The organism is Salinicola halophilus (genome assembly GCF_003206155.1).
In the GTDB taxonomy this organism is placed as follows: Bacteria; Pseudomonadota; Gammaproteobacteria; order Pseudomonadales; family Halomonadaceae; genus Salinicola; species Salinicola halophilus.
Map to the genome: position 1 here is coordinate 1448026 of NZ_PZJV01000001.1, position 23805 is coordinate 1471830.

General features: G+C 66.6%; 22 protein-coding genes. 21 read left to right on the forward strand and 1 reads right to left on the reverse strand.

Going from position 1 to position 23805, the window contains the following annotated elements; translation table 11 throughout:
- Position 1: 1 nt before the first annotated feature.
- The 8 genes from DOM33_RS06510 to ppk1 all read left to right on the forward strand — a co-directional run bounded on the left by DOM33_RS06510 (position 2) and on the right by ppk1 (position 7872).
- Entirely contained in the window at positions 2 to 646 is a 645-nt protein-coding gene (locus tag DOM33_RS06510; RefSeq protein ID WP_162617919.1) for a ubiquinone biosynthesis accessory factor UbiJ, read from the forward strand.
- Positions 643 to 2265: a ubiquinone biosynthesis regulatory protein kinase UbiB gene (gene ubiB / locus DOM33_RS06515; protein ID WP_110666900.1), complete on the forward strand. Its 1623-nt coding sequence runs from the start codon at positions 643 to 645 to the stop codon at positions 2263 to 2265. The genes DOM33_RS06510 and ubiB overlap by 4 nt, the downstream gene beginning before the upstream one ends.
- 89 nt (positions 2266 to 2354) lie before the next feature.
- The gene (locus DOM33_RS06520) at positions 2355 to 2696 is read left to right on the forward strand and encodes a phosphoribosyl-ATP diphosphatase (protein ID WP_110666902.1); all 342 of its coding nucleotides are present in this window, start codon (positions 2355 to 2357) and stop codon (positions 2694 to 2696) included.
- A gap of 60 nt (positions 2697 to 2756) precedes the next feature.
- Positions 2757 to 3026: a Sec-independent protein translocase subunit TatA gene (tatA, locus tag DOM33_RS06525; protein ID WP_110666904.1), complete on the forward strand. Its 270-nt coding sequence runs from the start codon at positions 2757 to 2759 to the stop codon at positions 3024 to 3026.
- A 6-nt stretch (positions 3027 to 3032) separates the two neighbouring features.
- Positions 3033 to 3563, forward strand: a complete 531-nt coding sequence (gene tatB / locus DOM33_RS16435; RefSeq protein ID WP_110666906.1) for a Sec-independent protein translocase protein TatB — start codon at positions 3033 to 3035, stop codon at positions 3561 to 3563.
- The gene (tatC, locus tag DOM33_RS06535) at positions 3560 to 4324 is read left to right on the forward strand and encodes a twin-arginine translocase subunit TatC (RefSeq protein ID WP_110666908.1); all 765 of its coding nucleotides are present in this window, start codon (positions 3560 to 3562) and stop codon (positions 4322 to 4324) included. Before tatB ends, tatC begins: the two co-directional genes overlap by 4 nt.
- 262 nt (positions 4325 to 4586) lie before the next feature.
- On the forward strand, positions 4587 to 5597 hold the full coding sequence (hemB, locus tag DOM33_RS06540; protein WP_110666910.1) for a porphobilinogen synthase: 1011 nt from the start codon (positions 4587 to 4589) through the stop codon (positions 5595 to 5597).
- Between the two features lie 40 nt (positions 5598 to 5637).
- Positions 5638 to 7872, forward strand: a complete 2235-nt coding sequence (gene ppk1, locus DOM33_RS06545) for a polyphosphate kinase 1 (protein ID WP_110666912.1) — start codon at positions 5638 to 5640, stop codon at positions 7870 to 7872.
- A gap of 104 nt (positions 7873 to 7976) precedes the next feature.
- Here ppk1 and DOM33_RS06550 read toward each other — a convergent pair whose 3' ends face one another.
- A complete protein-coding gene (locus DOM33_RS06550; RefSeq protein WP_110666914.1) occupies positions 7977 to 10148 on the reverse strand; it encodes a PhoX family protein in 2172 nt (723 codons plus the stop codon).
- A 344-nt stretch (positions 10149 to 10492) separates the two neighbouring features.
- Between DOM33_RS06550 and DOM33_RS06555 the strand changes: the two genes are divergently transcribed.
- From DOM33_RS06555 to DOM33_RS06615, 13 genes are all read left to right on the forward strand, one after another.
- Positions 10493 to 12187 carry a bifunctional UDP-sugar hydrolase/5'-nucleotidase gene (locus DOM33_RS06555; RefSeq protein ID WP_204352617.1) on the forward strand — a complete coding sequence of 565 codons (1695 nt, stop codon included), beginning with the start codon at positions 10493 to 10495 and terminating at the stop codon, positions 12185 to 12187.
- Entirely contained in the window at positions 12187 to 13041 is an 855-nt protein-coding gene (locus DOM33_RS06560; protein WP_110666916.1) for a type II secretion system protein N, read from the forward strand. Before DOM33_RS06555 ends, DOM33_RS06560 begins: the two co-directional genes overlap by 1 nt.
- Positions 13038 to 15140: a type II secretion system secretin GspD gene (gene gspD / locus DOM33_RS06565; RefSeq protein ID WP_110666918.1), complete on the forward strand. Its 2103-nt coding sequence runs from the start codon at positions 13038 to 13040 to the stop codon at positions 15138 to 15140. Before DOM33_RS06560 ends, gspD begins: the two co-directional genes overlap by 4 nt.
- Positions 15137 to 16702 (forward strand): type II secretion system ATPase GspE, encoded by a 1566-nt coding sequence (gene gspE / locus DOM33_RS06570; RefSeq protein ID WP_110666920.1) that lies wholly within the window; start codon positions 15137 to 15139, stop codon positions 16700 to 16702. Before gspD ends, gspE begins: the two co-directional genes overlap by 4 nt.
- Before the next feature lie 29 nt (positions 16703 to 16731).
- The gene (gspF, locus tag DOM33_RS06575; protein WP_110666922.1) at positions 16732 to 17952 is read left to right on the forward strand and encodes a type II secretion system inner membrane protein GspF; all 1221 of its coding nucleotides are present in this window, start codon (positions 16732 to 16734) and stop codon (positions 17950 to 17952) included.
- A 95-nt stretch (positions 17953 to 18047) separates the two neighbouring features.
- Complete coding sequence (gspG, locus tag DOM33_RS06580; RefSeq protein WP_110666924.1) at positions 18048 to 18521, forward strand: type II secretion system major pseudopilin GspG; 474 nt, start codon at positions 18048 to 18050, stop codon at positions 18519 to 18521.
- The gene (locus DOM33_RS06585) at positions 18518 to 19033 is read left to right on the forward strand and encodes a prepilin-type N-terminal cleavage/methylation domain-containing protein (RefSeq protein ID WP_110666926.1); all 516 of its coding nucleotides are present in this window, start codon (positions 18518 to 18520) and stop codon (positions 19031 to 19033) included. The genes gspG and DOM33_RS06585 overlap by 4 nt, the downstream gene beginning before the upstream one ends.
- Positions 19030 to 19416, forward strand: a complete 387-nt coding sequence (locus DOM33_RS06590) for a type II secretion system protein (protein WP_110666928.1) — start codon at positions 19030 to 19032, stop codon at positions 19414 to 19416. Before DOM33_RS06585 ends, DOM33_RS06590 begins: the two co-directional genes overlap by 4 nt.
- Complete coding sequence (locus DOM33_RS16350; protein WP_110666930.1) at positions 19413 to 20108, forward strand: prepilin-type N-terminal cleavage/methylation domain-containing protein; 696 nt, start codon at positions 19413 to 19415, stop codon at positions 20106 to 20108. The genes DOM33_RS06590 and DOM33_RS16350 overlap by 4 nt, the downstream gene beginning before the upstream one ends.
- The gene (gene gspK / locus DOM33_RS06600) at positions 20105 to 21145 is read left to right on the forward strand and encodes a type II secretion system minor pseudopilin GspK (protein ID WP_239495279.1); all 1041 of its coding nucleotides are present in this window, start codon (positions 20105 to 20107) and stop codon (positions 21143 to 21145) included. Before DOM33_RS16350 ends, gspK begins: the two co-directional genes overlap by 4 nt.
- Positions 21142 to 22455, forward strand: a complete 1314-nt coding sequence (locus tag DOM33_RS06605; RefSeq protein ID WP_110666932.1) for a hypothetical protein — start codon at positions 21142 to 21144, stop codon at positions 22453 to 22455. Before gspK ends, DOM33_RS06605 begins: the two co-directional genes overlap by 4 nt.
- Positions 22452 to 22922 carry a hypothetical protein gene (locus DOM33_RS06610; protein ID WP_110666934.1) on the forward strand — a complete coding sequence of 157 codons (471 nt, stop codon included), beginning with the start codon at positions 22452 to 22454 and terminating at the stop codon, positions 22920 to 22922. Before DOM33_RS06605 ends, DOM33_RS06610 begins: the two co-directional genes overlap by 4 nt.
- Complete coding sequence (locus DOM33_RS06615; protein ID WP_110666936.1) at positions 22919 to 23644, forward strand: hypothetical protein; 726 nt, start codon at positions 22919 to 22921, stop codon at positions 23642 to 23644. The genes DOM33_RS06610 and DOM33_RS06615 overlap by 4 nt, the downstream gene beginning before the upstream one ends.
- The last annotated feature ends 161 nt before the right edge of the window (positions 23645 to 23805 follow it).

The window sequence follows — 23805 nt, forward strand, 5'->3', positions numbered from 1 at the left end:
CGTGCTGGATACCTTCGCTCTGGTCGCGCTCGAGCGCGCGTTGACCCGCCTGCTCGCACGCGATCCTGCCACGCCGGCACGGCTCGACAAGCTCGCCGGCAAGACGCTGCGCGTCGAGATCGAGCCGACCGACATCGCGGTGCGCGTTGCCTTCCACGAGACGGGTCTCACGCTGATGCGGATTCGCGATTGGCAAGGCGAAGACGACCTTCGCGTCACGCTGACCCAGACGGCCGTAGAGCGACTCGTCGCCGGCGACTCTCTCGAGCGACTGCTGTTCAGCGGCACGCTGCCGGTTGCCGGCGACACCGGCCTGCTTCCGGCCGTCCAGGCGCTCTTCCTGGATCTCGATCTCGACTGGGAAGGCGCGCTGGCCGGCGGTATCGGTAACGATGGCGCCCACGCCGCCACGCTTACCGTACGCAACCTGACGCGCCAGGCCCGTACGCTGGGGGATTCGTTCCAGCACGACGTGCGTGAATACCTCTTCGAGGAGAGCCGCTGGCTGCCGGGGCAGGATCAGCTCGAGGTCGCTCGCGATCAGCTCGGCGAGCTCCGGCAGCGCCTCGATCGTGTGGAAGCCCGGGTCAACCGGCTCGCGCGCGCTAGCCGCCCGAGCGATCGAACGCAGGAGCCGCGCTCATGAGCCTGCGCCTGTTGCGTATCGGCTGGACGGTCGCCCGTTACCGGCTCGACAGCCTGGTACCGCTCGAACGTCTGCCGCCCGTCCTGCGCTGGCTCTGGCGCTTCTCCCCGGTCAGGCTCATTCCCACCGGCAGCCACTCCCGCGGCGAGCGGCTTCGTATCGCGCTGGAATCCCTGGGCCCGATCTTCGTCAAGTTCGGACAGATGCTCTCGACGCGGCGCGATCTGCTACCGCCCGACATCGCCGACGAGCTCAAGCGCCTGCAGGATCAGGTGCCACCCTTCCCCAGCGATATCGCCAAGGCCACGGTGGAACGCGAGCTAGGCATGAGCGTCGAGCAGGCGTTCGCCCATTTCGAAGCCGAGCCGCTGGCCTCGGCGTCGATCGCGCAGGTGCATGCCGCCGAGCTTCACAGCGGCGAGCAGGTCGTGGTCAAGATCATTCGTCCGGGTATCGAGCGCACCATGCGCGAGGACATCGGGCTGCTCTATACCGTCGCTCGGCTGATGCGCCGGGTACCGGAGGCGCGCCGACTGCGCCCGGTCGAGGTGGTTCAGGACTACGAAGCGACGCTTTTCGATGAGCTCGACCTCAACAAGGAGGCGGCCAACACCTCCCAGCTCAAGCGCAATTTCAAGGACTCGCCGCTGCTCTACGTGCCGAGCATCGACTGGTCCCTGACGCACCGCCAGGTGATGGCGCAGGAGCGCATCGACGGCATTCCGGTCGCCGATATCGAGGCGCTCAAGGCCCACGGCATCAACCTGAAGAAACTCGCCGAGCGCGGTGTGGAGATATTCTTCACCCAGGTGTTCCGCGACAACTTCTTCCACGCCGACATGCACCCGGGCAACATCTTCGTCTCTCGTGACAACCCGGAAGATCCGCAGTACATCGCCATCGACTGCGGTATCGTCGGCAGCCTCACGCGAGAGGATCAGGACTATCTGGCGCGTAACCTGCTCGCCTTCTTTCATCAGGACTATTACGAAGTGGCGGTGCTGCACATCGAGTCCGGCTGGGTGGGCGAAGGGACGCGAGCCAACGAATTCGCCTCGGCGATTCGCGCCGTGTGTGAGCCCATTCTGGAAAAGCCGCTGAAGGATATCTCCTTCGGTCAGGTACTGCTGGGGCTGTTCCAGACCGCACGGCGTTTCAACATGGAAGTGCAGCCGCAGCTGGTGCTCTTGCAGAAAACGCTGCTCAACATCGAAGGCCTGGGGCGTCAGCTCTACCCCGACCTGGACCTCTGGAGCACCGCGCGTCCCTATCTCGAAACCTGGATGCGCGAGCGCGCCGGGCCGCAGGGGTTCTGGCGCTCGCTCAAGAAGCACGCCCCGGAGCTCTCTCATCAGCTGCCGGAGCTGCCCGTGCTGGCGCACCAGATGCTGGCCGGCCACAAGGATCGTCAGCGCCAGCAGCGACGTCAGACCGACGCGCTCGCCAGCCTGCAGTCGCGGGTCGAGAACGCCAGCGGCCGGGCGCGGCGCCTGCGTGTCGGTGCGGTCGTGCTGGCACTGGCGCTGGCCTGGCAGCCACTGCTGGCGTGGGCGCAGCAGCAACCCTGGCCGGTTCTCGTCGCCGCCGGCCTCGGCATACTGCTCCTTGCCTGGCGCTGAGTGTATGATGGCCCGCGAGCGTCACCGCCCGATGCACTCGGCCTCTTTCAACGTTCAACGACGACCCGCGAGCTACAGGAATTTCCGTCATGAGTGATACGCTCGAGCGACTGACCGACATCCTCGAATCCCGGCGCTCGGCCGACCCCGACAGCTCCTACGTTGCCGGGCTCCACCACCGCGGACTCAACAAGATTCTGGAGAAGGTGGGAGAAGAGGCGACCGAGACGCTGCTTGCCGCCAAGGACGTCAAGGCGGATGATGCCGAAAGCCGTCAGGCTCTGATCGGCGAGGTCGCCGACCTCTGGTTCCACAGCCTGGTCATGCTGTCGCATCTCGACATCGACCATCGCGAGATTCTCGACGAGCTGGCACGCCGCTTCGGTGTCTCCGGTCTCGACGAAAAAGCGTCTCGCCCACAGTCCTCTTGAATCGACATCAACCCGTTTAAGCCAAACATCGCGTCACGACGCTAGCGCAAGGAGAACGTCATGCTGGGTGGTATCAGTATTTGGCAGCTACTCATCGTCCTCGGAATCATCATCCTGATCTTCGGCACCAAGAAGCTGCGCAACGTCGGCGGCGACCTGGGTGGCGCGGTCAAGGGCTTCAAGAAGGCCATGGATGACGACGACAAGGACAAACACGACGACACCCCGCAGGGTCGAATCGATCAGTCGCGTAACGAGTCGACGGACAGCCAGTTCGACGCGCACGACGACGCCAAGTCGACGTCCGACGACAAGACCGGACGACAGTAACCGGCAATGTTCGATATCGGCTTTTTCGAGCTGCTGCTCATCGGCATCGTCGGCCTGCTGATACTCGGCCCCGAGCGGCTGCCCGTGGCGGCGCGTACGGCGGGGCTCTGGATCGGCAAGATCCGGCGCAGCGTCAACAACGTGCAGCGGGAGATCACGGCTCAGCTCGAGGCCGAGGAGCTGCGCCAGAAGGTCGCCGAACAGCAGAAGAAACTCGATGACGGCGTGAATCAGGTGCGCCGCGGTGTCGAGAGCACGCTCTCCTCGCCCGCATCCGGAAGCCGACGCAGCGAAGAGACGCCGACGAGCGAAACGCCGACGAGCGAAACGCCGACGAGCGAAGCACCGCCGCGCGAAGCACCGCCGCGCGAAGCATCGTCGACTGAAACCTTGACGCTCCAGGAGAGGGTGGAGAGAGACGCTGCCATCGACGCGGCATCCACCGGGTCGTCGATCCCTCAACCGACCAGTGGCACCGACCGTCACGCATCGGATGCCGAATCACCGACCGAGGACAAGGAACCCCGTGACCGATGAGTGACGCACCCCGCCAGCCGGAAGAAGAGCAGGCGCAGGCGCCGCTGATCGAGCATCTGATCGAACTGCGTTCGCGGCTGTTGAAGGCGGTGATCGTGGTCGTCGTGATCTTCGCCGGACTCTACGTCTTCTCCAACGAGATCTATCGCTTCGTCGCCGACCCGCTGGTGGCCCTGCTGCCGCCGGGCTCGCAGATGATCGCCACCGAAGTGACGTCGCCGTTTCTGGCGCCGTTCAAGCTGACCATGGTGGTGGCGGTCTTTGCCGCAATTCCCATGATTCTGTACCAGGCGTGGGCGTTCATCGCCCCTGGGCTCTACAAGCACGAGAAAGCCATCGCGTTTCCGCTGCTCGCCTCGAGCATCCTGCTCTTCTACGGCGGTGCGGCGTTCGCCTACTACGTGGTCTTCCCGCTACTGTTCAGCTTTTTCGTCCACACCGGGCCGCAGGACGTGACGGTGATGACGGACATCAACGCCTATCTCAATTTCGTCCTCAAGATGTTCTTCGCCTTCGGCGTGGCGTTCGAGATCCCCATCGCGACGTTTCTGGTGATATGGACCGGCATCACGGACGTCAAGAGTCTCGGCAAGAAGCGGCCCTACGTCATTCTGGTCTGCTTCATCATCGGCATGGTGCTGACACCGCCGGACGTCATTTCGCAGAGCCTGCTGGCAGTACCCATGTGGCTGCTGTTCGAGGTCGGCATCATCTTCGGGCGCCTGGTGCGTCGCCGCCCCGAGCTACGAGAGGCGGACTGAAACGCGCCCGGGCCGACGCTTGCGTCGGCCCGGGCGCGGCCCCGCGAGCCGATCGGCGTCACGCAGCGACCGTCGCTCGGCCGAATCGCCATTCGCCGCGGGCCGAACCGTCTACCTGCGACCCTCCCCCTCAGGCCCCGTGACGATAGCGTTGCTATACTGGGTCGTCGTCACTGTCACCCCATTGTCATACCACGCTGATAGCTTTGCCGTCGGCGTTTCGGGCGCGCTCAAACCGCCCCGTCGCTTCGTGGAGATTCTCATGCGTCATTCTCTCTCTCGTCAGTATCCTGCCACTCGCCTGCGCCGACTGCGCAAGAGCGATTTCTCGCGCCGCCTGGCTCGGGAATCGGCGCTGACGACGGACGATCTGATCCTGCCGGTATTCGTGCTCGACGGCGAGAAGCGCCGGGAGCCGATCGCCTCGATGCCCGGCGTCGAGCGCCTCTCCATCGACGAGCTGCTGCGGGAAGCCGAAGAGATCTGCGAGCTGGGCATTCCGGCGATCGACCTCTTCCCCTACACGCCCGCCGAGAAAAAGACCGCCGACGGGGCAGAGGCGTGGAACCCGGACGGTACGATCCAGCGAGCGATTCGCGCACTCCGCGAACGCTTCCCCGAACTCGGCATCATCACCGACGTGGCCCTCGACCCCTACACCACGCACGGTCAGGACGGCGTCCCCGACGAGAACGGCTATCTGGTCAACGACCGCACCATCGAGGCGTTGATCAAGCAGGCGCTTTCCCACGCCGAGGCCGGCGCCCACGTCATTTCGCCGTCGGACATGATGGACGGTCGTATCGGCGAAATTCGTCGGACCTTCGAACGCGAGGGGCTTCACGAGACGCAGATCATGGCGTACTCGGCCAAGTATGCGTCGAAATATTACGGGCCGTTTCGCGACGCGATCGGCTCGAGTGCCAATCTCGGCCAGGCGGACAAGTTCAGCTATCAGATGGACCCGGCCAACACCAACGAGGCGCTGCACGAGACCGCCCTCGACATCCAGGAGGGTGCCGACATGGTAATGGTCAAGCCCGGCATGCCCTACCTCGATGTCGTACAGCGGGTCAAAGAGTCGTTCGGTGTTCCCACGTTCGCCTATCAGGTGAGCGGCGAGTACGCGATGCACATGGCTGCCTTCGAGAAAGGCTGGCTCGATGCCGACAGCGTCATTCTCGAATCCCTCACCTGTTTCAAGCGCGCCGGTGCCGACGGCATTCTCACCTACTTTGCCAAACGCGCCGCCCGGCTGCTCAACAACGCTTAAGCCCGCGGGCGTGTCCGCTCGCGAGGCAGGAGATACTTGCATGACCGATTCGGACGCGCCCGACAAGCCCTCTTCCTCAAAGACCGAGCGTACCGACGCGGCGATCGACGATCGCCGCGATACCGAGATACCCGAGGAGAGCAGCCCGCCGCTTCGCGTGAACCGTACCCGCAAGGGTATTCACGCCAAGGCGCCCCCCTCGCCCCATGCGGACCCGGCCGACCCCTCGCTCTACTTCAACCGCGAACTGTCGCACCTGCAGTTCAACATCCGGGTCCTCGAGCAGGCGCTGGATGCCTCGCATCCGCTGCTCGACCGCCTGATGTTCCTGCTGATCTTCTCGTCGAACCTCGACGAGTTCTTCGAGATTCGCGTGGCGGGTCTCAAGCGACAGCTCGCTCTCGGCCACAATGACGTCGGCGTCGACGGGTTGAGCCCGGCGCGGGCGCTGGACGCCATTTCGCGTATCGCCCACGAGCAGGTCGAGCGCCAGTACCGTGTCCTCAACGACACCCTGGTGCCGGCGCTGGAAGAGTACAGCATTCGGTTTCGTCGCCGTGCCCAGTGGACCCCGGAACAGGCGAGCTGGGTCGCCGAGTACTTCGCGACCGAGATCGCCCCGGTCATCAGCCCCATCGGTCTCGATCCGTCCCACCCCTTTCCACGGCTGGTGAACAAGAGCCTCAACTTCATCGTCGAACTCGACGGCGTCGACGCCTTCGGCCGTGAAGGCGGCATGGCGATCCTGCCGGCGCCGCGTTCGCTGCCGCGGGTGATCCGACTCCCCGACTGGCTCAGCGAAGAGGGCTTCACCGACTACGTCTTCCTGTCGTCGATGATCCACGCTCACGCGCACGAGGTGTTTCCGGGCATGGAGGTCGAGGGCTGCTATCAGTTCCGGCTGACCCGCAACGCCGATCTCTCGGTGGACCCGGAAGAAGTCTCCGATCTCGCCTCGGCGCTTCGCGGCGAGCTGCTAGCCCGACGTTACGGCAGCGGCGTGCGCCTGGAGGTCGCCGACAACTGTCCCGATCACCTGATCGAGTTCCTGCGACGCCAGTTCGAGCTCGGCGAAGCCGATCTCTACCGCGTCAACGGCCCGGTCAACCTGACGCGCATGATGGCGGTGCTTGGCGACGTGGATCGTCCCGAACTGCGCTACCGGCGCTTCTCGCCCGGCCTGCCGAAGTCGCTGCGCGGGGAGGTCGACCTCTTCGGCGTCATCGCCGATGGCGACGTGCTGTTGCACCATCCGTTCCAGTCCTTTGCTCCGGTCGAGGACCTGGTGCGCCAAGCGGCGAGAGACCCGGACGTCATGGCGATCAAGCAGACGCTTTATCGCACCAGCCCCGACTCCGCCCTGGTCGGCGCCCTCGTGGAGGCTGCCCGCGCCGGCAAGGAGGTCACCGTCGTCGTCGAGCTGCGTGCGCGCTTCGACGAAGCGGACAACCTGGCGCTCGCTTCTCGGCTACAGGAGGCGGGAGCGATCGTGATCTACGGCGTGATGGCGTACAAGACTCACGCCAAGCTGATCCATATCGTACGTCGCGAGGGAGGCACGCTTCGCCACTACGCCCATCTCGGCACCGGCAACTATCACGCCAAGACCGCCAAGCTCTACACCGACTACAGCCTGATGACGGCCAACGAGACGCTCTGCGAAGACGTCCATCGTGTCTTCCAGCAGCTCTCCGGCATGGGCAAGCCACGCAAGATCAACACCCTGCTGCATGCGCCCTTCACGCTGCACGACCGGCTCGTGGCGATGATCGACCGCGAAGCGAAGCTCGCCGAGGAGGGCAAGAAGGCGCGCCTGATCATCAAGTGCAACGCCATCACCGAACCCAAGCTGATTCGCGCGCTCTACCGCGCCTCTCAGGCCGGGGTGCGCTGCGACCTGATCATTCGCGGCATGTGCTGCTTGCGCCCCGGGGTACCCGGTATCTCCGAGAACATCCACGTCCGCTCGATCATCGGCCGCTTTCTCGAGCACACCCGGGTCTACTACTTCCATAACGGCGGCGCGCACGAGGTGTGGTGTTCGAGCGCCGACGCCATGGAGCGCAACATGTTCCACCGGGTCGAGACCTGTTTCCCGCTGCTCGACAAGAAGATCGCCCAGCAGGTGCGCAAGGATCTCGATACCTACCTGCTCGACAACTGTCAGAGCTGGATTCTCGATGCCGAGGGTCTCTACCACCTGCAGGAGAGCGGCGACGCCGAGCCGATCAGCGCGCAGGAGACCCTGCTCTACGCCTACGCCAATCAGGCCTGACGACCGCTCGAGACCGGCCCTCACGACACAGGCCCTTACGACGACGGGCGCCGCTGATGCGGCGCCCGTCGCGTGTCACGCCGGCGTGGTGCGAGGCTCGCTCCTCAGAGCCCGATCTCGCCGCCGTCTTCTTTCTGGATGACGACCGTTGCCGCCCGCGGGCGTACCTGCCCGCTCGTCTGTCGCGTGGCGTCCTGAGTCAGGTCGTCGGCGTCGGCCGGCCAGTTGCCCGGATGCTGGACGTTGATGAACAGCGCCGTCTTGTCCGGCGTGGCGAAGATACCGGTGATTTCACAGCCGTTGGGCCCGACCGCGAAGCGCTTCAAATACTGCTGATCGGCACTGTCGATCACCGCGCGATCCCCGTCGGCCAGCGATACCCCTCCCGGCACCACGGCGAGCACCTGATCGTTGGTGTAGTCGGCCACGTCGTTGCCGCTGTTGTCGGTCTCGATCCAGAGAATGCCCTGGCCGTCGCCTCGATCGTCGTACCACAGGCCGTCCGGACTCGCGAACTGATTGAGTTCGGTGAGGCCGGAGAAGTTGTCCGTGGCGCTGGCAGCGGCACCGAAGACGAAGACCTCCCACTCAAAGGTCGTCTCGGCGGGCATTGGCTCCCGCCAGCGGATGATCTGACCGCTCTCGTTGTCGGCGCGGGGATTGGCCGCGTTGGTCGGGGCGGTGGCATAGCCGGCGCCCAGGGCATCGATATCGTCGCCGCGGGTGAACGTCGCCCGCGTGCCTTCCGGTGTGCGGTCGCTGTTGTTGGTCAGCGTCATGTAGACCTCGCCGCTCACCGGATCGACGGCTCCCCACTCCGGACGGTCCATCGGGGTCGCGCCCATCAGGTCGGCCGCATCCGCGGTGTGGATGATGACGCCTGCCAGATCGTCGTCCGCCAGCTGCAGCGCCTGCGACAGACGACGGCCATCCTGTGTGGTGGCCTCCGGCGTCAGCGGCAGCCACTCCCCGGCGCCATCGGCATCGAAGCGCGCCGCGTAGAGCGTCCCTTCGTCGAGGTACTTGTCGCCGATCGCCAGGCGGTCGTAGTCGCTGCCGATTCGACTCGCATCGGCGGCGTCCCACGGCTCGCGCGAGACGAACTTGTAAATGTACTCATTGCGCGAGTCGTGCCCCGAGTAGAAGACGACCGGCTCGCCCTCGATCAGCTTGCCGGGCCAGCAGCCCTCGTGGCGGAAGCGCCCGAGATGCGTGCGCTTGACGGCTCGCGCCTGCGTGTAGGGGTCGATCTCGACGATATAGCCGTAGGTGCGCGGCTCGTTACGGTAGTCGTCGGCGGCCGAGGCGCCGCGCGGCGTGGCGTCGAAGCGGGCGAACTCGCCATCGACCTCGTCGGCGCTACCCGCGGCGGTCTCCCAGCCGTAGCGACCGCGACCGGTCTCGATCCCCAGGCGATCGTCGTCCGCTTCACGCCCCGTATTCTTGATGAAGACGGAGGGCCAGTTCTCTTCGCAGGTAAGGTAGGTGCCCCAGGGCGTGTAGCCGTTGGCGCAGTTGTTGTTGGTGCCGCGCGTCTGTGTCCCGTCTCTCGAATAGGCGGTGATCACGTAGTCGGTGCCGGCGACGGGACCGGCGAGCGTCATCGGCGTTGCCGTGGTAAAGCGACGGTTGTAGGGTGAATCGGCGACGTGACGCCAGCTACCGTCGTCTCCTTTCTGAACCCGAACCACCGTGACGCCGTGAGCGTTGACCTCGGTACGGACTTCGTCGGCCGGACGGTTGCCGTCGTCGGCGTTGGTCGGACCGCCCTGGGGCGCCCAGAGTGCATCTTGGTCGATGTATTCGTTGTTGAGCGCCAGCAGGAAATCCCGCGAGGCGGATGATTCACTCAGGGCGAAATTGTGCATGCCGTCGTGATGCATGCCGAGGCTTGCGGCCTGCTGCTCGGGGGTCATCCGCAGGTCCGAACGCCAGTCGCGGGCGCTGGCGTTGAGCGGCGTTCCCCACGGAACGAGCACCTGGGCGGTATAGCCTTCCGGCACGACGATGGCGTCGGTGCGCGAGCCGGCAATGGACTCGAACGCCAGTGCCAGGGGCGTTTTTTCCGGTGCCGTATCATTGTCGCGATCGACGTCGTCATCGCCGTCGCTGTCGCTGCACCCCGCCAGGCCGAATCCACTCAGTAGCCCCATGGCCGCCAGCCCGGCGCCCCCTCGCATGATGCTCCGGCGTGAAACGTGTCGCTCCAGCACCGAGGAGAACGGTTCGTTGCGGCTCGGGTTCAGCAGGCGATGATCTTCGATCTCTTTGCTCATGGTTCCTCGCTCATCCTGTCGTCAGCGGTCTTTTGGCCAGCGGGCGGAGTGCGTTGGGTCAGTCCCGAACGTCTTCACCCGCTGGCCCCGGCATTCGCCATCAACGCCCAGGTGCCCAGAGCCGGTACATCGCTTGCCGTCTCCCCTTCGCGCTGCATTGCCCTGCGGCGAACGTGGCAACGGTAGACGCCATCGGTGACAGGATGGTGACCAAAGGGAAGCGCTCGCTCTCACCATCATCAAAATGTCATGAAGTCGTCATTAAGATGCCCAGCCATACCGACAAGAGCACGGTGTTCCTCACCGGCAACGACACCTTCACGATCGTTTGATTAGGCCCCGTTTTGACCCACCGTCCCGCGACACCGAGCCATTCGAAGATCGATCTCCTGCGCCGCCGCCTGCTCCAGGGCATCGGGCTCACCTTGCCGCTCTCCATGGCGGGATGCGCGGGAATGACCGCACCGGGTCCCGGCCGATCGGCGCCCCAGGGCGCCAGCGTCGAGCTGCTGTATTACGCCGACACGCTGGATGCGCTCGCGCCGTCGATTCCGCCCGTCGCCGCGACCCGAATCGGGCCCTCGAGCCGCATGGGTCGCGCGCCCTGGGCTACCGGTGCCGGGATCTCGGCAATCGCCGGCGTCACGCCGCCGGATTTCTCGACCACGCCCCGAGCGGCGACGACCCGGCCGCTCGGCGGTTACGCGACCCTGGCCGCGCTGCTGGCGGATTGGCGCCAGCGCCTGGGTGAGCAGCGCTGCCTGACGCTCGAGAACGGCCAGTGCTGGAACGGTGCCGGCCTGGGGCATCTCTCCCAGGGCGATGGAGGCGTCGCCAGCAGTCAGCTTTTCGGCAGCGATGTTCGCGTCAGCAGCGAGGAGCGCGTGCTGTGGCCGGAGCGTGTCGAGGCGCTCTATCGGCGCTATGCGCGCCCCGTCCTGGGTCGATCCAACGAGAGCGCCACCGCGGCTGGCGTCGTGCCCGTCAGCTACTTCGAGCGCGGCGGGGCGCGTATCGGGGTGGTCGGCGCGACCGATCCCTACGCGGCGGACGAGTCGCGGCCGCTGGATGCGTGGTATCTCGCCATCGAGTCCGGCGTCGCCAAAGCGCGCGCGAGTGCCGATCTGGTCATCGTCCTGGCGGATACCGGGACCGGTCCGGGACTGTGGCTGGCGCAGCGTCTCGACCAGGCGGACCTGCTGCTCTGCGCCCGCGGCCAGGATTTCTGGCCCACCCTGGTGGAAGTCGATCAGGCGCACGGCGGGCGTCTGCCGGTCTGCTTTCCCGGTTCCCGCGGGATGGGCGCCTATCGTATTCAGGCGCGCTCGCAGGCGGGGCGATGGCAGTTCGAGGCCACCTTCCTGCCGGCGGAGGCCAAACAGCTATCCTCCGCGGCACAGACCCAGCGGCAGACGATGGCAACCGAGGTGGGCCGATGGCGGGCGCCCTATGCCGACTGGCTCGACCGCCCGGTGGGACGAGCGCCCGAGTGGCTCTGGCGTCGTGATGCCACCGGCGGCAGCTGGGACGCCCTCATTGCCGAGGCGCTCTCCGGCGGCGACCCGGGCACCCCCACTCTCTCGCCGGGCCTGCGCCACGACGTGGTCCTGCCCCCCGACGCGACGCTCACCCGAGACCACCTTTTGGCTCTCAGCGGCGGCCACGCGGCCCTCGTCTTCCCGGTCTCGCTCGATCACGCCGCATTGACCGGGCTACTCGAACGCGCCGCCGATCAGTGCTTCGGCACGCCGATCCTGCTCGACAACAGCGAGGACCTGCCGCGCCTAACCGGCGTCGACTGGACCTGTCGCTACGGCGCCGAGACCGGTCAACGCATCCAGCTGGCCGACGCCCCCCGCACCGACTTCGTCACGTGGAGCGCCCGGGCCCACCCCTCGAGTGGCGAACCGCTCTGGCAGCTCATGGAGCGCCATCTACAGCAGCGCGACACCCGCCCCCTGGCATCGCCGAATCGTCCGCGCATGCCGTTCGTCGAAGGGCATCCCGGCTGGCACCCCGAACTGCGCCTGGAAAGCTGATGCTGCGGTTCATGCCCCTTTCATCTTCCTGGCCGACAACGCTGGGGCGCTGGCTGCTCTGGTGCCTCGTCGCCTGGCTCGCAGCGCGCGTCATCGCAGGCTCGGCGCAGCTGATCTGGCAGTTGGCGCACCCGCCGGTCACCGCCGGCCATCAGGTCGCCTCGCCACCGCCGCACAGTCTACCGCCCACGGCGGATCGCGCCTGGTCGAGCTCGCCGGCGGAAACGACCACGACCGATCTGGCCCTGACGCAGCTACCGCTGAGCTTTCTGGGCATCGTGCGCGCGACACCGGTATCGCGTTCGCTGGTCATTCTGGACACCCCCGAGGGACAGCGCGTGCGTATGGCCGGCGAGGAGATCTTTTCGGACGTGGTGCTCGAGCGCATCACCGAGACGGGGCTGATCCTCGACAACCGAGGAACGCGGGAACGCCTCCCGTGGCCGCAGTCTGAAGCCGCTCACGACGGCATCTTCATCGTGGAGCAGCGGGTCGCGTCGCCCTCGCGCCGGATCGAGGCGAGATGGCCGGAGGTCGCGCTGCATCAGGCCTTCGGCGAGGACTATCGAACACGGCTGCTGGCTGAACCCCAGCGCTTCTCACCGCACCTTGCCGTGGTGCCCGTGGTAGAGAACGGGCGCCTGCAGGGCTATCGCCTGGCACCGGGCGATGACGCGACGCTCTTCGACGCTCTCCCGTTCGAGCGCGGCGACCTGATCACCGCCATCGGCGAGCGCCCGATCGCCGAGTTCTCGCCGGCCGACGTCGCCGGCGCCGTCGGCGACCTCCCCGTCTCGCTGCAGCTGGTTCGCAACGGCGCGCCCCTCATTCTGGTTCTGGAGCCTTCCTCATGACACTGCGCCCGCTGATCGGCCGCATTCTTCTAGCGGCGCTATTCGCCACGCTCGCCGCCCCCGTTCAGGCGCAGACGTCGGCGGAGGCATCGGACGCGCGCTATACGGTGGACTTCGACGACGTCAGTCTGCCCGACTTCATCCAGAGCATCGGCCGTATCACCGGGCGCGATTTCGTCATCGACCCGCGGGTTCGCGGCGAAATCAGCCTGACCAGCCAGCGCGCACTCACCGCCGATGAGCTCTACCGCGTGTTCCAGAACGAGCTCCAGGTCAACGGCTTCGCCACGGTCGCGCTCGCCGACGGCAGTGTGCGCGTCGTTCCCGACCAGGTCGCCCGGACCCAGCCGTTGCCGATCGGCGGCGGTGACGGCCAGTCCATCGCGACGCGCGTGATCGAGACCCAGTCTCTCGACGCGGCGACGCTATCGACGATCATCGAGCCGCTCGTCGACGCCCGCGTGGGCGCCGTTACCGCCTATCCCAACAGCAACCTGCTGGTCGTCACCGACTGGCAGGACAACCTGGATCGATTGACCCAGCTGGCGGCCCGGCTCGACAGCCGCCGCGACACCGCAGCCGAGGTCATTCCGGTGAACTACGCCGCCGCCGACGAGCTGGCGGAAACGCTCGACGGGGTGATGCAGGAGAACGGCAGCGCGACACGCATCGTCGCCAGCCCCAGCGGCCAGGGACTGGTCGCCTACGGACCGGCACGCGAGCGGGCGCGGCTGCGACGACTCGTCACCTCGCTGGACACTCCGACCAGCACCCAGACCAATACCCGCGTCGTCTACCTCAACCACGGCAGTGCCGAAGCGGTGGTCAACGTCCTGCGCAGTCTGCGCGACGGCGGCGACTTCGATACAGGCGTCTCCCGCGCCGCACTTGGAGCCTATGAAGCGCGTCCCGCGCTCGTCGGCGACGATCCGGTCGAGCAGGCGCGCCTGCGTTCGCCGAGCGGTACTGCCAGTGGCGGGGGCGGCGGTGAGGTCAGCTTCGCCGTCTATCCCGAAACCAACGCGCTGGTACTGACGGGGCCATCGAGTCGCCTCGACGCCGTCGAGGCGATCGTCAAACGGCTCGACGTGCGGCGCGCCCAGGTCGCCGTCGAGGCGATCATCGCCGAGATCAGCGAGAGTCGCGCCCGCGAGCTGGGCCTGCAGTGGCTCTTCGCCGACACCAGTGGCAGCGGTTCCGTACCGATCGGCAGCGTCAACTTCCCGGTGTCGGGCAATCCCGGCATCAATGACATCGCGGCGGCGGCGATCAACGACGACACCTCCGCACTCGGCAGCCTGCTCAGCGGTCTAGACGGCATCACCGCCGGAGTCGGTCGACTCAGCGACAGCGGTATCAGTTTTGCCGCGCTGCTCAACGCCCTGCGCAGCGATACCAGTACCAATCTGCTCTCGACGCCATCATTGATGACGCTCGACAACGCCGAGGCCTACATCCTGGTGGGTCAGGAAGTTCCCTTCGTCACCGGCTCCACCACGCTGGACAACGCCAATCCCTACCAGACGATCCAGCGCGAAGACGTGGGCATCAAGCTCAACATTCGCCCCAGCATCAGTGCCGACAACACCATCCGCATGGAGATCGGTCAGGAAGTGTCGTCGATCGCCAATAACGTCGATGCCAGCGACGTGGTCACCAACAAGCGCGAGATCGAGACCACCGTGGTGACCCAGGATGGCGGCATGGTCGTACTCGGTGGGCTGATCAGCAACAACACCAGCAGCACGCAGCAAAGCGTACCGCTGCTCGGCGACATTCCCCTGGTCGGCAATCTGTTTCGCTATACCAGCAACGAGAACGAGCGTCAGAACCTGATGGTCTTCATCCGCGCACGGGTACTCCGCGACGGCCAGCCGCTGGATGCCGCCACCGCGGAAAAGTATCAGTACATGCGCGCCCAGCAGGTACTTCAGAAGCTCGACGCCGATCAGCAGCTGCCGCCGCTGGAGACGATGGTCGAGGGCAACACCGGCGCAGGCAACCTTTCGAACGCCCCCCAAGGCGCCTCGACGGCGAGCGCATCCTGGCAGCAGCTCTACCCCTCCGCCCGCGACCGGCTGGGGAGCCTTGCACCATGAATCCGAGCGCAACCCGCCAGCCGGCCAGCGATACCCTTGTCGAGGGGACAGACGCCGGCGGTGTCGCCTCGCGGGCGCATGAGGCGGGACCGCTTCTGAGCTATCGCAGCGCGCAGCGTGCCGGCATTGCCGCCATCGCGGAATCCGAGGGGTACCGGCTCTACTGCCGCGAGGGTGGCGCGGCGACACAGGTCGACACGCTTCAGGAGCTGCAGCGAGTGCACGGCACGGCCCTCGGCTGCGAGTGGCTCGACGACGAACGCTTCGAGGCGCGTCTGGCGGCCCTCTACGACAGCGACCGCGCCAGTACGGCCGCGCTTCTCGAGGGGATCGCCGAGCACGTCGATCTCGACAGCCTGATGCAGGAGCTGCCGCGCGCCGAAGATCTGCTCGACGCCGAGAACGACGCGCCGGTGATCCGGCTGATCAACGGGGTCTTCTCCGAGGCGTTGAGACTCGGCGCTTCCGACATTCACGTCGAACCGTTCGAGAAGACGCTCAACGTACGGCTTCGGGTGGACGGCGCGCTTCGACTGGCGCTGACGCCGCCCCGAGCGCTGGCGCCGATGCTGATTTCGCGTATCAAGATCATGGCCAAGCTCGACATCGCCGAGAAGCGCCAGCCCCAGGACGGACGCATCGCCGTTCGCACCGCGGGCCGACAGGTCGACATTCGTGTCTCGACGCTGCCCGGCATTCACGGCGAGCGCGTGGTCATGCGCCTGCTCGACAAGCGCGCCGAACTGCTCGAACTCGACAGTCTCGGCATGCCGCCGGCGGTGCTCGAGCGCTACCGGCAGGTGCTCCGCCAGCCCAATGGGATCCTGCTCAATACCGGCCCCACCGGCTCCGGCAAGACGACCACGCTCTACGCCAGTCTCAACCGCCTCAACGACCGCGAGCGCAACATTCTCACCGTCGAGGACCCGGTGGAGTACGCCATTCCCGGCATCGGCCAGACACCGGTCAACCACCACGCCGGGTTGACCTTCGCTCGGGGGCTTCGCGCCATTCTGCGCCAGGACCCGGACGTGATCATGATCGGCGAGATCCGCGATCTGGAGACCGCGGCCATCGCGGTGCAGTCGAGCCTGACCGGCCACCTCGTGCTCTCCACGCTGCACACCAACAGCGCGCTTGGCGCCATCGCCCGGCTGCGCGACATGGGCATCGAATCCTACCTGCTGTCGACCAGTCTCAAGGGCGTCATGGCACAGCGACTGGTGCGCCGGCTCTGCCCCCACTGCCGACAGTGGCACGATCCCAACGGCGTCGAGGCCAGGCCCTTCGCGGAACTGCCGGCGCTGGTGCGTCTTGCCGCGCCGGTCGGCTGCGATTCGTGCGACCAGACCGGCTATCGCGGCCGCCTGGGTCTCTACGAATTTATCGCCATCGACGACACCCTGCGCGAAATGATTCACGACGGTGCGGCCGAAAATCAGCTCGCGCGTTACGCCTTCACGCACCAGCAGTCTCTCGCCGAAGCCGCCCATCGGCGCCTGGAAGCCGGCGATACCAGTCTCGAGGAGGTGATCCGTGCGATTCAGCTCGGTAACGATTGAGTCCGACCGCACCGGCAAGGCGCGCTGACGTGCCGACCTATCGCTACGTCGCACTGGCGGCGAACGGCACACGGCGGCGCGATGTCGTCCAGGCTGACAGCGAACGCCAGGCACGTCAGCGCTTGCGCGATCAGGGCCTGTTTCCTCGCAAGCTGCAGCGAGTGGAGACCGACCACCAGGCACGTGCCGCCCACACCGGTACGCGAGGAGCGCGGATGGACGCCACCCAGCTGACGCTGGTGACGCGTCAGCTGGCGACGCTGATCGAGGCGGGCATCCCGATCGGCGACGCGCTGCAGGCGCTGACCGACCAGGCGGAGAAGCCGCGCGCGCGCGCGCTACTGCTCGCGGTGCTCGATCGCGTACGCGAAGGGTACAGCCTCGCCGACAGTCTACGCGCGCATCCGACGACGTTCTCCACGCTCTACTGTGCGCTGGTCGCCGCCGGCGAACGCGCCGGACGTCTCGCCGTGGTCCTCGAACGCCTCGCCGACTATCTGGAACGCGTTCAGGCTCAGCGTCAGAAAGCGCGTACCGCACTGGTCTACCCCACCGTGCTGATCGTCGTCTCAGTCGGGGTCGTGATCGGCCTGATGACCTATGTCGTGCCGCGTCTGGCGGATCAGTTCGCCAACGCCGACATGACGCTGCCCTGGATCACTCGGTTCATGATCGCCCTCTCCGAAGGGCTCCAGAGCAGCGGGTTATGGCTCGCGATCGTCGTGCCGCTGGTGATCGTCGCGATCAACCGTGCGCTGCGCCGAGCGGCCTTCCGGCGGCGCTGGGACGCCGGCCTGCTGCGGCTGCCGCGGATCGGCGAGCTGGTGTCGCTGCTCGATACCGCCCGCCTCACGCGGACCCTCGCCATCCTGACGCAGAGCGGCATTCCTCTGCTGGACGCGCTACGGGTCAGCCGGGACACGCTCGGCAATTGCCTACTGCGGGAAAGCGTCGATCACATCGCCGAGCGTGTCACCACGGGCGTCAGCCTGCACAAGGCGATGGCGGAAGTCGGCCGCTTCTCGCCGACGATGCTGCACATGGTGGCCAGCGGCGAAGCCAGCGGGAGGCTGGAGAACATGCTCGAGCGCATCGCCGACAACCAGGAGACGACCTTCAACCGCCGGGTGGACATGGCGCTCGCCCTGTTCGAACCGCTGATCATTCTCGCCATGGGCGGCGTGGTGCTCGCCATCGTGCTCTCCATTCTGCTGCCGATCATGCGACTCAACGGCGCGATGGCCATCTGATGCCCGGACTCACGTCATCTTTGTGAGACGCGCCGGGTTCACCCTTGGCGAAAGACGCGGCGTTTCACTCACTTCCCGACCCTCAGGAGATCACCATGCACGACCGCCGGCCAGCCCCACACGCTCAACGTGGCAAGACGACCGATACCCACCGCCAGGCGGGTTTCACCCTGCTGGAGATCATGGTCGTCATCTTCATCATCGGCCTGCTGGTGGCGATCGTCGCCCCGAACGTGCTGAGCAATCAGGACGAGGCGATGCAGCAGAAGGCGCGCGCCGACATCTCGACCCTGGAGCAGGCCCTCGACATGTATCGGATGGACAACTACCGCTACCCGACGACGCAGCAGAGTCTGGCAGCCCTGACCGAGAAGCCGACGCAAGCCCCCGAACCCAAGAACTATCGGGACGACGGTTACATCCGACGCCTGCCGGAAGACCCCTGGGGCAACGCCTACCAGTACCGCAGCCCGGGGGAGCACGGCAGCGTCGATATCCTCTCGCTGGGCGCCGATGCCGCCCCCGGTGGCGACGGCAACGACGCCGATATCGGCAACTGGATGCTATGACGTCGAGGTCGGACATCCGCGCAGCACTCGGCCGCCGCCAGCGCGGTATGACGCTGATCGAGCTGCTGGTGGTCATCGTGATCATCGCCCTGGCGGCGGGGCTCGGCGTCGCCTGGCTCGGCGGCGGTGAGCGCGATCGTCTGCAGACGCTGACGGATCGGCTGGCCCGCGACTGGCAGCTGGCCGCCGCGGTGGCGCTGGGTCAGCAGCGGGTCATCGGCTGGCGCCCCGTCGAAGGGGGTTATCGATTCGTCGCCTGGGAGCCGGCGCGCGATGGCGGCGCCTGGGTCGCGCTCTCTCCCGACGCCACCGCGCTGGCGGCGCGCCAGTGGTCACGGCCCGTCGCACTCGAGATGGCGAGCGCACCCGATGAGGCGGACGGTCTCGCGCCGTGGGTGGCCTGGTGGCCGCCGGGAGAAGTCATCGGCGGCACCCTGACCCTGTCGAGCCGAGGCGAGACACGCACCCTGACCGTCGACGCGCTGGGCGTTCGCGAGCTGACGGCACCATGAATCTCGGTCAAGCAACGCTTGCCACCGAGCGCGGTTTCACGCTGCTCGAAGTCATGGTGGCGCTCTTTCTGCTGGCAGTCATCGCCGTCGGGGTCTCCCAAGGGATCAATCAGCGCACGCGTATCGCCGTCGCCGAACGGGACCGACTCCCCATGGTGCTCTGCGCCCGCTCGCTGGCAGCGGAGTTTCGTCTCACCCACTACTGGCCACCAGTGGGCTCGAGCGAAGGGGAAACGACCCAGGCAGGTACGCCCTGCTACTGGCGACTCGACGTTCAGTCGACCGCCATTCGCGCCATGCGCCGCGGCGACCTCACGCTGTTTCACGACGACGCTCGAGAGCGAGCCGACATCACCTTCACGCTGTTCTTTTCGCCGCGATGATCTCCAAGCCCTATTCACCTGCGCCCCATTCACCCGCGCCCTATTCACCTGCGCCCCATTCACCCGCGCCCCATTCACCTGCGCCCCATTCACCCAATGCGGTCGCGCACGGCGCCGAGCGAGGATTCACGCTGCTGGAGGTACTCATCGCCATCGCCCTGACCGCGCTGGTCGGACTGGGCGTCGCCGCGCTGGTCAACGGTCTTACCACCGCGCGGGAGCGTTTCGACGAGCCGCTCGCGCTCAGTGACGATCTCCGTTGGCTGCGACGGGTCGATCGCCGCTTGAAAGCCGTGGTCACGCGGCCGGTTCACGAAAGCGGCCAGCCGCAGCTCAACGCGCGGCTCGACTACGCCCCCGACTCCCGGTCGCTGGAATGGGTCGCTCTCGCCGATACGCCGGTACCGCTGGGCGACCACTACACGCGCCTGCGCCGCCAGCGGCTGACCTGGCTACCCGACCAGCGACGACTGGTTCTGGCAAGCGCCGGCCTGCTCGACGCGGCGACGACGCCGGACTGGCAAGTCGTCGCCGTGCTCGACGACGTTTCCCGGATCGACTGGGCCTTCTTCGACGGCAGCCGCTGGAATCCAGTACCCGCGACGCCCCTGACACTCGGCGCGCGCCTCACCTGGTGGCGAGACGGAAACCCGGTGACGCTCACTGTCCGGTTGCCGGAGGCGACGTCGTGAGCCACCACCGACAGGACGGCGCGGCGCTGCTGATGGTGCTGATGTGCCTGGCACTCTGCGCGCTGCTGCTCACCCAGCTCGCCGAAGAGGGAGGCGATCAGCTCACGCGCATGCGGCTGCTGCAGAACGAGACCCAGGCCGACTTCTACGCCGCCGGCGCCGAAACCATCGCCATCCGTGCGCTGACCGACAGCAACGTGCGTCAGGCGAGCCTGTGGTGGCAGACGCTGGCGGGACGGCCGCTGGACTACCCCACCGACGAGGGCGACCTGCGCCTGCGCGTTCGCGATCTGCGCACCTGCTTCAACGTCAACGCCCTGGCGGGCGACGACTCGGGACTCGCCGAGCGGCAGCTGCGCGATTTTCTTTCCCGGCTGCCGGCAAGCCGGCTGGACGGGCTGACGCCGACTACGCTCGCGGCGCGCCTGGCGGACTGGGTCGACGACGATACCCAGGCTCGTCCGAACGGCTTCGACGGCGCCGACTACGCCCGAGGCGATCCGCCGCGTGTCAGCGCCGATACGCTCATGCAGGACACGAGCGAGATCAACTGGATAGAACCGCTGAACCCGCAGCGCTTCCAGCGATTGCCCGAGCTCTGCGCGCTACCCGAGACCGGGCCCTGGCGGCTCAATCTCAACACGTTGTCTCTCACCGAGCTCCCCCTGCTCGAGGCGCTCTTCGAGGGTCGGGCCGGGCGCGGTACGTTGATTCGCCTGATCAACGCCCGCCCGGCCACCGGCTATCACAGCGCGGAGGCGGTGCGGGCGCAGCTCGGCGATAACGCCGACTGGTTCGATACCGACGGCGACCGGCTGACGTTGACCCCCGACTACGTCGCGCTGGACCTCGCCCTGACCCTGGGTGGCGAGCGCTTCCACTACTGGCGGCTGCTGAAAGCCGAGGGCATCAGTAGCTGGTCGCCGCTCTCCGCCGCCGCCCGGGTTCGGGTTCTCCAACGCCGCGATGGCTACGTTTCCAGCGCGCCCGACGCCGGCACCGAACCCGCCAACGTTTTCCAAGAGGACGCTTCATGAGCCGTTTTTCGAAGCGCGCGCGGTGCAGGCTGCCGACCCGCGCCAGCCGCCCTCGCCTGCTACTTCAGGTGGCGTGTCCGTCGGCGGCCGACCGTGGCACGCCCGATAGCCGTGTCGAATGGCGAGCGCTGTGGTGGGCCGACGGCGGCGAGCCAGAACCCCGCTGGCGGCATCTGACTCCGGACATGACCGATGAACTCGCAACGCTGCGTCAGCGTCTGCAGCGCCGGCAAGGCGTACTGCTGCTGGATCCTGCAGCGACGAGCCACTTCCATCTGGCGACGCCGCCGGGGCTGCGACGCCGAGAGTGGCCGACGCTTCTGGAAGAATCGCTGTGTGGTGACGTCACTGCGCTCACGCTGCACCCGCTCTCCCATCAGCGCGGTGAACTCGAGATCCTGGCGATCGATACCGCTCGGCTTCTCGCCTGGCGTGACTGGGCCGACCGGCTGGATTTAACGATCGATAGCTGGTCCACGGCGTTCATGATGCAGCCGGAGGCCGACGACCCCGATCGGCTCAGCGTGATGGCCACCTCGGATCACTGGCTGCTCAAGGCGCTGGGCGAGCCGCTGGCCGGCCGGTCGTCGCGCCAACGCCAGTGGCTTGCGTGGCCCCGCGGCTGGCCGCTTTCCCAACTGCCGCCGGCCTGGCTGACGCGCCAATGGCACCTGGCGCCGGAAGGCCGACTCGTCGAGCCTGCCGCGCTCGAGGCCGATGACGTCGAGGATGTTCATCGGCAACCCGGCCTTTGGCTCGAACGGCTCCCGGCGACGCTCCCCAGGCTCCCCGGCGCCGAGCGATCGCGACCGCGCGGCTTGCGTGGTGTCTCGCCGGGCCGCTCGACACGGCGGCTGGGCATTGCCGCCGTCCTGCTGGGCCTGATCCTGGGCGGGATCACGCTGACTCAGTGGCAGCTCGACCGGCGAGCTCACATCGAGGAGGCGAGGGCTCGCCTCGCATCCCGCTTTGTCGACGGCGCGATCCCCCGCGACGCCGGCGCACGTCTCCTCCAGCGTCGTGAAGCCCTCGACCGTCTGAGAGCGCGCAATCAGCGTCTCGACACCTGGCAGACCGAGCTTGCCGAGCGCTTCGGGCCGGACGACTGGCGGCTCATCGCACTTTCCGTCGAAGACGGCGAGCTGACCAGCGAGTGGGAGCGACTCGGTCGTGAGCCGATCTCCCCGCCGTCGATCCCGCAGGCACGATTCGATTGGTCGACGTCGAAGCGACTCATCGTTCATCTCCCGCTCGAGGCGGAAGCCGCAACCGCGGCCGCCGAGCGTGCAAACGCCGAGGAGACGTCATGACGGCACTGGACGCTCTGAGAAGCGCATGGAACGACCGCTCGGCCGCCGAGCGTCGTCGACTCGCCGTTCTGCTGCCGATCGTCGTGATGCTCCTGGCCTACTGGTTCATCCAGTCCTTCGCCGACGATCACGATCGATCGACCGTCTCCCCGCCTGGCGAGACGCCACCGGCAACCGCGCGCCTGGTATCGCAGCTACCCGCCATCGCACCCATGAGCGAGGCGCGCTGGCAACAGGCGGGCGACGCGAGCGGCATCGCGCTGGACGAGATCCGCCGGAGCGGGCAAGGCTGGCGACTGCAGGGCCAGGTCGCCACCCGCGACGACTGGCGTGCGCTGACGACCTGGGCCGCCGAGCGCGGCTGGTGGGCAACCGAATGGCGATTGGCCCGAGAGACCGATGACAGCGTCGTGTTCGAGACACGTTTCAGCGCAACGCTCGAAGGCGACGGGGAGGTGACGCCGTGACCCGGGTTCGCCGAGCGCTGAGTATCGTTGTCGTCGCCACCCTCTTTCTGGTGACGCTGCTGCTGAATTGGCCCGTCGGCACCCTATTGGCCGCGTTATCGAATCGTCTCCCTTCGGAGGTATCGATCGCGCCCGCCCACGGCACGCTGCTCTCGGGCAGTATCACCGAGCTTCGTACCGTCCCATCTCAGGGCTGGCCCATCGGGCTCGGTCCGTTGCACTGGGCGTGGACGTGGCCGGCATCGATACGGATGACGCTCGGCGACCGGCAGTCATGGCAGCTGACCGGGAAGTGGCGAGGTATCGACAGTCACTGGCGTTTGACCGGCGGCAGTCTCGACGCCTTCGCGCTCCGGCAGTGGCCCGCCTCGCTGGCGGGGACGTGGCAGGGTGAGTTAGTGGCCGATTTCGAGGGGATGAGCTGCAAAGCGGCGCAGGGCTCCCTCGTCTCCAGGGACATCCGGCTGGTTACCCCTGCCCCGGTGGCGCTCGGGCGAGGACGCTTGAACTTCGGCTGCGATGGGGGCGCAGCGCCCCGGCTCGATCTCAAGATCGAGGACAAACCGAAGCTGGACATGACAGCCACGCTCGAATTGAGGCCGAGCGACGTTCGAGGAGAGCTGCGCGGTCATCTCGATGCGAATCACCCGCTCGCCGACTGGTGGCGACTAGTCGATCGCCAGGCAGAATTTCCCGATATCCACCGATCATTCGATCGGTAGACGCCGGGAAATGTCCCATCAAACCCAACTTCATTAAAATTCGAAAATCGGACGATATCATTCATTTAGTTGGCGATATTCCTGTCGGTATATCGCTATCGTCATCACATCGCCCGAATGTCATTTCAGCGAATAATTTGGCTCTCCTCGTGCCCAGCATC